General features: G+C 59.8%; 9 protein-coding genes. 5 read left to right on the forward strand and 4 right to left on the reverse strand.

Annotation, left to right across the window (positions count from 1 at the left end; genetic code table 11):
- Window positions 1-237 precede the first annotated feature (237 nt).
- From EEB11_RS18970 to EEB11_RS18990, 5 genes are all read left to right on the forward strand, one after another.
- Window positions 238-1,221: a sialic acid TRAP transporter substrate-binding protein SiaP gene (locus tag EEB11_RS18970; protein WP_135434114.1), complete on the forward strand. Its 984-nt coding sequence runs from the start codon at window positions 238-240 to the stop codon at window positions 1,219-1,221.
- Between the two features lie 74 nt (window positions 1,222-1,295).
- The gene (locus EEB11_RS18975) at window positions 1,296-1,862 is read left to right on the forward strand and encodes a TRAP transporter small permease (protein WP_135434116.1); all 567 of its coding nucleotides are present in this window, start codon (window positions 1,296-1,298) and stop codon (window positions 1,860-1,862) included.
- Between the two features lie 10 nt (window positions 1,863-1,872).
- Window positions 1,873-3,153 (forward strand): TRAP transporter large permease, encoded by a 1,281-nt coding sequence (locus EEB11_RS18980; protein WP_135434118.1) that lies wholly within the window; start codon window positions 1,873-1,875, stop codon window positions 3,151-3,153.
- A gap of 7 nt (window positions 3,154-3,160) precedes the next feature.
- Window positions 3,161-4,219 carry an Ldh family oxidoreductase gene (locus EEB11_RS18985; RefSeq protein ID WP_135434120.1) on the forward strand — a complete coding sequence of 353 codons (1,059 nt, stop codon included), beginning with the start codon at window positions 3,161-3,163 and terminating at the stop codon, window positions 4,217-4,219.
- Window positions 4,220-4,706: 487 nt separating this feature from the next.
- Window positions 4,707-5,486, forward strand: a complete 780-nt coding sequence (locus EEB11_RS18990; RefSeq protein WP_135434122.1) for an SDR family NAD(P)-dependent oxidoreductase — start codon at window positions 4,707-4,709, stop codon at window positions 5,484-5,486.
- 371 nt (window positions 5,487-5,857) lie between these two features.
- Here the strand turns inward: EEB11_RS18990 and EEB11_RS18995 are convergent, their stop codons facing one another.
- From EEB11_RS18995 to EEB11_RS20425, 4 genes are all read right to left on the reverse strand, one after another.
- Window positions 5,858-7,174, reverse strand: coding sequence for a DUF2254 domain-containing protein (locus tag EEB11_RS18995; protein ID WP_210134471.1), 1,317 nt, complete (start codon window positions 7,172-7,174; stop codon window positions 5,858-5,860).
- A gap of 55 nt (window positions 7,175-7,229) precedes the next feature.
- Complete coding sequence (locus EEB11_RS19000; RefSeq protein WP_245299014.1) at window positions 7,230-7,766, reverse strand: DUF421 domain-containing protein; 537 nt, start codon at window positions 7,764-7,766, stop codon at window positions 7,230-7,232.
- A 732-nt stretch (window positions 7,767-8,498) separates the two neighbouring features.
- A complete protein-coding gene (locus EEB11_RS19005) occupies window positions 8,499-9,260 on the reverse strand; it encodes a DsbA family protein (protein WP_135434124.1) in 762 nt (253 codons plus the stop codon).
- Between the two features lie 2 nt (window positions 9,261-9,262).
- Window positions 9,263-9,553, reverse strand: coding sequence for a L,D-transpeptidase (locus tag EEB11_RS20425; RefSeq protein WP_135434127.1), 291 nt, complete (start codon window positions 9,551-9,553; stop codon window positions 9,263-9,265).
- Window positions 9,554-9,732: the final 179 nt, after the last annotated feature.

The raw sequence follows: 9,732 nt of genomic DNA on the forward strand, positions 1-9,732 counted from the left end.
TATTGCTCTCAAAAGACCGGAACGGAACCGCGACAGGTCCACATCCCTGGCCGGCAAGAGGGTTTTATGCCGGGATCACCAAGCCATGTTCTGAATGGGCTTTGGCGCACCGCTTCGGCGCTGCGAGAGTCGGGACAAGGCAAACTTTGTCTTGCGTGAGGCAAAGTTACCCATAAAGTGAAGCGACATGACCTAACGGGGTATACCCTGTAGCGACTGACCACCTGGGAGGGTACCATGACAAAAACTGTTCAATTCCTGTGCGCGACGGCTTCGGCTTCGGCACTGCTGGCTTTTGCACCTGCCACCGCGTCGGCCCAGACTGTGCTGAAATGGGCTCACGTATATGAGGCAAGTGAGCCGTATCATACCTGTGCCGTTGCGGCGAACGACCTGCTGTTGGAAGCCACCAACCAGCGTTTCGGGATCGAGGTCTTTCCGGCTTCGTCCCTGGGCAAGGAAGAAGACATCAACGAAGGTCTGACCTTCGGTTCGGTTGACGTAATCTATACGGGCCAGCTGTTTGCGGGCAGTTCCTACGGGCCGATCGCCATTGGCGGTGCCCCGTTCATGTTTCGCGACTTCGACCATTGGGACAAGTTCCGCAACTCTGAACTGTTCGAGGAACTGGCGCAGGGCTATACCGACGCCACCCAGAACCACATCATCGCAATGACCTATTATGGTGCCCGGCATGTGACGGCGAACAAGCCGATCGCGACTCCGGCCGACATGAAGGGGCTGAAGATCCGCGTGCCGAACGCGCCGCTGTACATGATGTTCCCGATCGCGACCGAAGCGAACCCGGCCCCCATCGCTTTTGCCGAGGTATATCTTGCGCTTCAGCAGGGAACGGTGGATGCCCAAGAAAACCCCCTGCCAACCATCCAGGCAAAGAAGTTTCATGAGGTCCAGAGCGACATCAGCCTGACCGGTCACATCACCGACGCCTTGCTGACCATCGTCGGCGGCCCGGCATGGACCGCCATGGGCGAGGAAGATCGGGTGGCGCTGACCGAGGTTTCCCAGCAAACAGCGGCTTGTGCCACCGATGCCATCATCCAGTCTGAGGGCGAATTGGCCGAGTGGTTCCGCGGCGAAGGCGTGAACGTCCACGAGGTGGACCGTGCGCCCTTCATCGAGGCTGTGAAGGCGCTGCATAACGGCGACATGGCCACATGGGACCAAGATGTATACGATCGGCTTCAAGCCATCAAATAAGGCGCATCTGACAGTCTGATGGGCGGGCGGCAGATCGTGCCGGCCGTCCGCATCCTGCCATCAAGGACATCGTGATGCCCACCCCACCCGAACGCCCCTTGTCAACGGCGCCACTTGCGCTTGAGGAGGAAAAGATTGATCTGTCCGATCAGCGTTGGAGCGATGCCCCCGTTCTGGCCCTGTTCTGGATTCTCGCCGGTGTCGTATTCCTCCAGTTCTTCACGCGGTATGTTCTGAACAACTCGATTGCCTGGACGGAAGAGATCGCACGCTTCCTGCTGATCGGCGTGACCTTCATCGGGTCTGTGATGGCGACGCGCAAACAGTCCCATATCGCGGTCGAATTCCTATACCGCTGGGTGCCTCGCCCCGGTCGGCGCATCGCTCAGACGCTTCTCGATCTGGTGACGACAGTGTTCTTTATAGTGCTTGCAGTCTTGAGTTCGCAGATCGCAGGACGCACCAACTCGGCTATGGTATCAATCAATTTTCCGAAATCCATCGTTTACTGGATTGTCTGCGCCTCCTTCGTGGCGATGGCTTTCTACTCTGCATGGCACACATGGCGACACCTGCGGACGGGAACCAGCAAACTGATCGACCCCGAACTGCACGCGGACCATATCCGCGCCACCGACTAGGAGCATCCCATTGGATATCATTTGGCTTTTCGTAATGCTGTTCGGCATGTTGTTGTTTGGCGTTCCTGTCGCCGTGGCGCTGGCCGGGTCGTCGGCGGTGTTCATATTCTTCAGTGGCTCACCGCCGCCGATGGTGGTGGCGCACCGCATGATCAACGGTGTTGACAGCTTTCCGTTGCTGGCCGTGCCGTTCTTCATCCTTGCGGGCAACCTGATGAACACAGCGGGGATCACCGAACGCATTTTCAACTTTGCGCTGGCACTCGTCGGCTGGATGCGTGGCGGCCTTGGCCATGTGAATGTCGGGGCCTCGGTCATATTTGCCGGCATGTCGGGGGCGGCTGTGGCCGATGCCGGGGGGCTGGGCGCTATCGAGATCAAGGCGATGCGCGACGCGAAATACGACACCAAGTTCGCTGTAGGCATCACCGCCGCTTCTTCCACTATCGGGCCGATTATTCCGCCTTCGCTGCCGATGGTGATTTACGGCGTTGTCGCGGGTGCCAGCATCGGCCAATTGTTCGTCGCCGGTTTTGTGCCGGGGGTGATGATGGCGGGATCGCTGATGATCATGATCGCAATCATGGCCCGGCGGCGGGGCTATGGCCGCGATCAGTCGTTCGATTGGTCGGTGCTGTGGTCAACGTTCCAGCGGGCGTTCCTGTCGCTGATGACTCCAGTCATCATTGTGGGTGGCATTCTGACCGGTGCCTTCACTCCGACCGAGGCGGCGGTGGCGGCCTGCGCCTGGGCGCTGTTTCTGGGACTGATCGTCTATCGTACCCTCACATTGCCGCGATTTCTGCGGGTCAGCTTTGATACGATAGAAACCACAGCCGTCGTGCTGCTCGTTGTCGGAGCAGCCTCGATCTTTGCCTGGCTGCTGACCTCCAACCGCGTACCCGAACACTTCGCTGCCGCCCTGCTAGAGTTTTCCGACCGCCCCTGGGTGCTGTTGCTGCTGATCAACCTGATCCTGCTGATTGTCGGTTGCTTCATGGAAACCGTGGCTGCGATCACGATCATGGTACCGGTTCTGCTGCCCATCGCGGTGACCATCGGCATTGATCCGGTGCATTTCGGCGTGATCATGGTACTGAACCTTATGCTGGGCCTGCTGACCCCGCCGGTGGGCATGGTGCTGTATGTGCTGGCGCGAGTGGCCAAGATCCCGTTTGAAGATTGTGTCGTCGGAACCGCTCCATTCCTCATTCCTCTGGTGATCGTGCTTTTGCTGATCACCTTCGTTCCCGGCCTCACCATGTGGCTGCCCACCCTGATTTATCGCTGATACCGCCATGACCAATCCTATCCCGGTCGCGCGCTTGACCGCGTTCTGCCAATCGGCTCTCCGCGCTATCGGTGCCGATGACGCCACGGTGCGCGATTGCACCGCCTCGATCCTGCACGGATCGCTGCACGGAGTGGACAGCCACGGCGTGCGCCTGTTGCCTCATTACATCAAGGCGCTTGAGGGGGGGCGGCTGAACAAGGCACCGGTACTTCGGTTTACCCAAACCCGTCCCGGATCGGGGATGCTGCATGGCGACAATGCGCAGGGTGCCGTACCCACTTATGCCGCAGTCGATCATGCCTGCGCCCTGGCGCGCGAGGCCGGGATCGGCGCCGTGGGCATCACCCATTCGTCGCATTTCGGGCCAGCGGGGGCGTATTCGCTGCGCGCCGCGCAGCGGGGCATGATGGCACTGGTCACCTGCAACTCGGACAGTTTCGTGCGCCTTCACGACGGTGCCGAGCGGTTTCACGGCACCAATCCCTTGTCCATTGCCTGTGCCGCGCCGGAAAACCCATGGCTGCTGGACATGGCCACAAGCGCGGTGCCCTATAACCGGGTCGAGCTGTATCGCTCGACCGGTACCACTCTGCCCGACGGTGTCGCGTCGGACAGTGCCGGAGCCGACACGACCGATCCCCAAATCGCCGAGATGCTGGCTCCTCTGGGTGGTGCCTTTGGGTTCAAGGGCGCGGCCTTGGGTGGCGTGGCCGAGCTGCTTTCGGCAGTGATGACAGGCTCGGGCCTTTCGCCTGACCTTGCCTCCATGGCTGGGCCCGACTTTAGCACGCCGCGGGGGCTGGGCGCCTTTGTCATCGTTCTGGACCCCGACGCCTTTGCCGGGGCAGACTTGGTGCGCGCGGGCATCACGCGCTATCTCGCCTTGCTGCGCGCATCGCCCGCCCGGCCCGGCAGCCGCGTCATGGCACCCGGCGACCGCGAATGGACCGAAGCAGCCCGACGCCGTGCCGATGGTATCACCCTCGATCCGGTCACCGCCCAAGCCTTTGACGAGCTATCAGAGCGGTTGGGTCTGCCACTTCTCGCCGATCCGGGTATGTGACGCGCTGACCCGTCGAGCCAGGTTGCACCCTGCAAGCTGGCCGAGGCAGCGTTTGTCTGGGAAGGTGTGAAATTGCCGTTCTGACAACAGCGGCGTCGACGCCATGGTCCGGTCCGGGCTTGTGGATCAGACGCGCCAAGAGCGCCAGGTAGATCCCTGCCAAAAACCCTGAAACCAATTTCTTCTGAAAGGGCCATTTCCCGCGCTTGTGCGGGTGCCCCGCTGATCTGTCCAGCTATTGCACGACGTTAGGCGTGGTCCAGCGCGGCAGATCACATCATGCCCAGCCCGACAGCCAGCGCTATTGTGGTTTTCCTGTTCTTTCCTCCCTGTTCGGGCCGGTTCATCAGGCCCACGTGCTATGACAGTCGTTCTTTGACGCTATACTGTACCTCTGCGAGGCACATGACTACAGTCCCGGTACCGTGAAACGAAATGACAATCACAGGATACTGACCAAATGCAAATTCTCACACCGGAGCCAGCGATGACCGCATCAACGTTCAGTTTCCCCGAATTTTCCGGCAAATCGGTGCTGATCACCGGCGCCTCGACCGGAATCGGAGCGGCGCTGGCCCGCGCCTTTGCCGCCCAGGGGGCAAAGGTCGGGGTGCACTATAACTCCAGCCGCGACGCTGCAGAAAAGCTGGCGGCCGAAATCGCAGAAGCTGGCGGCACGGCGGTTCTCGTCAAGGCCGACGCTTGCGATTCCGTCGCGCTCGCGGCGGCAGTGACCGAAGCCGCCGAAAAGTTGGGCGGTCTGCACGGGCTGATCAACAATGCGGGCGGAATGGTCAAGCGCATTCCCTATGAACACGCGACCGAGGAAGATTATGAACAGATCATGGATTTGAACGCCAAGTCCATCATCACCGCGTCGCGGGTCGCGCTGCCCTATCTGAAAAAACAGGGCGGTTTCGTCATCAACACCACGTCGATCGCCGCCCGCAACGGCGCTGCCGGAGGTGCGGGGCTTTACGGATCGTCAAAATCCTTCGTGTCGAACGTTACGCGCGGCATGGCGAAGGAATGGATCGGCTACGGCATCCGTGTCAACGCCGTGGCGCCCGGCGTGATAACGACCCCTTTCCACGAACGCTATTCGACCCAGGCGCAGATGGACGCGATGCTGGCCACCGTGCCGCAGGGGCGGCTCGGGATCGCCGAGGATTGTGTCGGTGCGTTCTTGTTCCTCGCCTCGGAACAGATGTCGGCCTATGTCATCGGCCAGACCATAGAGGTCAATGGCGGCCAGTTGATGCCCTGACCGAACTGTCACCCTGCCGCCGGACGTCGGCAGGGCATACCCTTTCAGAACTTCACCGCATATCCCGGCGCCGCATGCCAGTTGTGGCGTGCGTCGCTGACATCCTGTGGCTTGGCCCGTCGAAGTCCGCCAACGCCGCATTAGTCAGAGGGCAATGCAACCTGGCTGGCCGCACTGTGTCCGCTCGCACGGTATGAACCGGGTGATCAACGATACGAAGCTCGGCTGCACGCCGACAGGTGGAACCTTGCTTTGCTGGTGCACCCGCAAATAACTGCGTTGCAGACCAAGGGCGCACGCCCAACGCGTGTGGCGCGTCGTTCTAAGGCCAAGCTTTCTGGCAGCCTTTGTCGAGAATGTCGCTGCGCGTTTCAACCACGATCCGCAGCGTATGGCACACCCACCGCATCAGAAAGACGCTGACGATCAAACGGGCTTTGCAGTGCGTCTTCGGCTCGATCAAGGGCGATGCGCAGCTGATGACGCGCAGCAATCCGTGATGCTTCTGGCCCCGTGGCCGTCAGTGCTTGCAGGGCTTTCGTCAAGCGCAACATCACATCAATTTGCCCCGCCGCATCACGTCCGATCAGATTGAAGGCATCCTCGAACATGTCATCATACTTCAAAGCGGGGACACTGATGCGCGGATAGTTTGCCGGGCTTCGCGACCCACGCTCCCAAGCGTCCCCCCAGAAACTCAGGAGGCGCGTTTGGCGACCTATGATGTCGATCGCGGTACCCGGGTCGTTCACTGCCGGAGAAAGCGCACGCAGCGCGACTTCGCTGAGGACCACCACGCCAAAGCGCGGGTCCTGATCGTAGGTGCGGGCCGTGCCAATGGTGAAAGCCTTGCGTATCGAAGCGCGCGTATCCTCTGACAGAGGTTCCGATCCGAAAGGCACACGGGCCAGAACCGTCCCGTCGTAGGCAAATGCACCCGGCAGCAACTGCACATCGATATCAATGTCCCGCTCTTCGGTCAGCTCGTTCAAGGCAGAGGTGTCGATGAACTGAACATAACCGACGCTGGCCGCCACGATCGGGTTACCCTCACGCGTGGAGATTAGCGCCTTGCCGCCCAGAAACGGCATGTCGACCCGTGTTTTCATGGCATCGTTCGTGGCGTCTTCGATGCGGGAAATCGTATCGGCAACACGGCCGAGCTGTGTCAGTCGGCTGATCCAGCGCAGCAAGGCAATGACAATCAGCAGGATCATCACGAGCGTGACGGCAAACAACACCACCCGCCCTTCTGGCCCGTAGGCACTGACCTTCAATGCGATCAGTCCGACAATGCTGAACAGAAACGAGCCAACAAAGGTGGACAACGCGTGCTGAACAACCTGATCTTCGGTCAACAGCGGCGTTGCCCGCGGGGTCGCATGGGATGTGGCCCCGGCATAGGCCGCCGTAAGCGCCCCGACAGAGAAGGTTGTAACAGCCAGCATGCTGGACGCAATGATGGTCAGCAAGCTGTCGATGGCGTCCGTGCTGATATCGACAGGTGCCTTGCCGGGAAAAAACTGCCCGCTGAGCGAGGCAAGCAAAGCCACGACGACGCCCGCCAACGCATAGAGTGCAACCCGGATCCATAGAGTTCGCCGGATACGCGACAGGATCCATCTCAGTTTGGACATATGTAACCTCCAGCGTCCGACCAACGCCCTTATACCCGACAGATTCTTCAATTGGCAGGACGCTTATCGCACCTGACGTCCAAGCAACGCAGAGCTTATTCTAGGCTCAGGGTGATGAGCGGAAACTTACGCTGAGTGTCCCGTCACTTTCGAGGATCAATGTCTCGACGTCGGCAAGTGACCGTCCGCCGGAGGACCGCACCGCGCTCAAAGCTTCATGTTCCGTGATACGCGACTGCATCATGGACCCTTGGCAAAACGCGCCATTGCGGGCCAGCAAAGTTGGTTCAGACCTGACCAGCCCCGCAAACTTCGGAGATCTGACGGAAACAAAGGCCACGGCAAACTGAAGGAAGATCAATAAAGCCAGGGCGACGACACCCTCGGCAAGCGGGATCGACTTCTGCAGCAGGACCGCCGCCAGTGTAGAACCCAAGGCAACGGTAACCACCAGATCGAACGCATTCAGCTTTGCAAGCGTGCGTTTGCCTGAAACCCGCAGAAACAGGACGAGCGTAACATAGGCAAGGGAACCGACCACGACTGTCCTGACAATACCCCCCCAGTCCTGAAACAGCATATGCTCCAGTTCATGTTCCGCCCCCTGCAATCCCGTTTCGGCGCGGTGCTTCGACCGCTTCACGCACCCGCGATGTCCGCAGGACGCTTCGGCTGCCGCTGCCAGCTGATGTGACCCTGATAGGTGGACTCCCGAGCTTGCCCCAATGGGGTCATGGCATGATACATGGCTGTAGTCCCGGCGGCCAAGCCAACCGCGCGCGCAAGATTGCGTCTCTTCATTGTCATTGGGTTGCATTCCTCCGGCGTTTCGCAGCAACGTTCAGGTAAGCAAACGCAGCAGCGTCGCAGAGTGTTCCGGACCATGCCTCGGGCGGATGCCGAATGGCGCGCACCGGTTGCTCGATGAACCAATCTAATATGCAAAAAGGACGAGCAGGGACTGACCATGACGTCGATCTCCGCCCATCTGCGTCTTCGACATCTATAGAGTTGCCAATCAGCGCCACCGGTTATCAAAGTGCACGCCGAAGGCGATCTGCGACATCGATTTCCGCATTGGGGCTGAGGAGAGGTGAAGGAACGAGATCTGTCCTGACGATGAAGGAAAGGAGCCTCTTTCGCGCAAAAGGCCCCAGCAGGGACGCGTAAGGCGCCTCCCACCCGACGATTGTTGATATGGCCACTCGATCACTTTCCGTAACGGAGGATACCCCCCCCTGCAGGTGTCGCGCCGCTTACCACCGCTGCTGCCCATTACAACCAATTCGTCGCAGATCTTGGCGGCTTCGATCGACCACGTGGGAAGGAAAAGCCTGTCGCACCGAAGACAATGTGTGGTGGTGTGCTTATCGCACTAGCACATAGGAGCTGGCCTGGCTTTTTCATCGTCTGCAATCCGGCGAAGAAGCGCATAGGGGATCGCTCCATTCAGCACGGTTCTGCCGATTACCAGACCGGGGGTTCCAACAAATCCAAGGACATCCGCGAGCGCCCGGCTTGTGTCGAGCTCTTCTTGTACGTCCGGCGACCCAATATCGCGTGCGAGCCGGTTCGTATCGATCCCGATACTTGAGGCCACGCGGTAGACAGACACTTCGTCTGCAACGAGCGGGGTGCGCATGAAGCGCTGTCGAAGCTCCTGCTGCATTCCCTGCCTGGCGGCCGCGACAGATGCACGGGCAGCAAGCACTGATGGTGGTCCAAATATCGGAAGTTCATGTTGAACGATACGGAAGGCACCAGGCCTTTCCGCCAGTAATCGGTCGAGGTCTTTCTCCAATGCCCGACAGTATGGGCAACGGAATTCGCTGAAGTAGGCGATAGGAACCACCCCCGGCTCAATCTCGGCCCCGAAAAGGGCAAGGCACATCTCAGCACGTACGGCAGCAGCACGGGTGCGCCGCGCATCAGCATCGTCCGAAGCACGATCAATTCCCAAAAGAGCAGCACCCGCGCCGGAGGACTGTCCTTGGACCGCAAGGCGCCGAAAGGGCGGCAACTCGGTGATTTCGACGAACTCCGGACCGCTTCCGACCAAACGGTCCCAAGGCAGTGCGCGCAGGCCGTATACCAAAGCGACAAGACCGCCGACGACAAGGACATCACGACGCTTCATGGTCAAGCCACCGTTACAGACGTACCAACAAAGACGTGTTCATATAGCTGCATGACGTTTTCATTCAGCATCCTGATGCCTCCGGTCGAAACACAAGACCCGATGCTCCACGGTTCGGATGTGCCGTTGATGCGGAAGTAGGTGTCCGTTGCGATGCAGGCTTTCAAAAATCGATGCATGGCTTCCTCTTTGCTGATTTGATCTGAAGCATCGGCAAATCTGCTGGCCAACGTGCCGAGGCTTTTGCGCAGGATCTGGCCCCAGGGGTTGCCGATATTCGGGCTGCAGGTCAAGTCACGCTTCTGATCTTGCCCCCATCTCACCGGACACTCAGGCGGTTGCGTTTTGAGCTGCAATGAACTCGCGGGGCGAGCGCATCTTCAGCCCTCAGTGCGAGTGGTTGTCGTTCGGGCCACTTCTCGGGCGATCACTGGACCTGTCGCGGTTCCGTTCCGGTCTTTTGAGAGCAATA

The organism is Pseudotabrizicola sediminis, from assembly GCF_004745575.1.
Classification (GTDB): domain Bacteria; phylum Pseudomonadota; class Alphaproteobacteria; order Rhodobacterales; family Rhodobacteraceae; genus Pseudotabrizicola; species Pseudotabrizicola sediminis.

What these genes read in the sequence shown, in the direction of transcription:
- EEB11_RS18975 (WP_135434116.1), top strand. Translation starts at nt 1,296, where the DNA reads ATGCCCACCCCACCCGAACGCCCCTTGTCAACGGCGCCACTTGCGCTT.
- EEB11_RS18985 (WP_135434120.1), top strand. Translation starts at nt 3,161, where the DNA reads ATGACCAATCCTATCCCGGTCGCGCGCTTGACCGCGTTCTGCCAATCG.
- EEB11_RS18970 (WP_135434114.1), top strand. Translation starts at nt 238, where the DNA reads ATGACAAAAACTGTTCAATTCCTGTGCGCGACGGCTTCGGCTTCGGCA.
- EEB11_RS18990 (WP_135434122.1), top strand. Translation starts at nt 4,707, where the DNA reads ATGACCGCATCAACGTTCAGTTTCCCCGAATTTTCCGGCAAATCGGTG.
- EEB11_RS19005 (WP_135434124.1), bottom strand. Translation starts at nt 9,260, where the DNA reads ATGAAGCGTCGTGATGTCCTTGTCGTCGGCGGTCTTGTCGCTTTGGTA.